We start from the raw sequence: 666 nt of genomic DNA on the forward strand, positions 1-666 counted from the left end.
ATCTCGGCCGACTATATTTGGCTAATATTTTCCGACGCTAACAGCCAGCTTAGTGGTTTTGATACCGTTCTCATCTCGCGTTCTGGTTGGCGTGAATGGAACCGTATGCACGATAAGTTTTGTATCATTGATTTTGAGTACGTAATGCATGGCTCATACAACTGGACAAAGACAGCAGAACATAATGATGAAACGCTAGCGACCGCCATCGATAGAGATTACGTAAAGAAATTCTCTGATGAATTTGTTCACCTTTACCGTAAAGGGAGAAAGTTGGATATGGCCTAACCGTTACTTGATAATGCAAAGGTAAATAATCATTTGTTGCTCATGGCAATAGAGATGCCGGATCTGAGCGCCTTGTCGAGTTTTGAGATTTCTGCTGTTCTCTATGGAAATGTTGAGACGTAACGAGAGGTGTGCAATATCTCGATTCATCCGATCGGTTGCGCGTCGTTTATTCTTGAGTAATAGACTTTCTCCGTTCCACCTGCAACGCGCTTCGGTAGTATCATCCAAAAATGTGAATATTGCCCTTCGGTACCGCCCGCGGCACGCTTGAGTACCGCTCGCATCCGCGCACGCGTGTTTGTGTCAACGGTCAACTGAACACTGTGGCAGGTACCGTCAAGATTCTTTCGCAAATTGATCGAGGCGGCCTCGGCC

General features: G+C 46.1%; 1 protein-coding gene. It reads left to right on the forward strand.

What is annotated here, in order from left to right; all coding sequences use genetic code 11:
- Nucleotides 1-288 (forward strand): phospholipase D-like domain-containing protein (locus DWZ15_RS10615; RefSeq protein ID WP_199580082.1); only part of this gene is annotated, 288 nt, incomplete at its 5' end.
- Between the last annotated feature and the right edge of the window lie 378 nt (nucleotides 289-666).

Origin of the sequence: Collinsella sp. AF29-7AC, assembly GCF_003475665.1 — a bacterium.
In the GTDB taxonomy this organism is placed as follows: domain Bacteria; phylum Actinomycetota; class Coriobacteriia; order Coriobacteriales; family Coriobacteriaceae; genus Collinsella.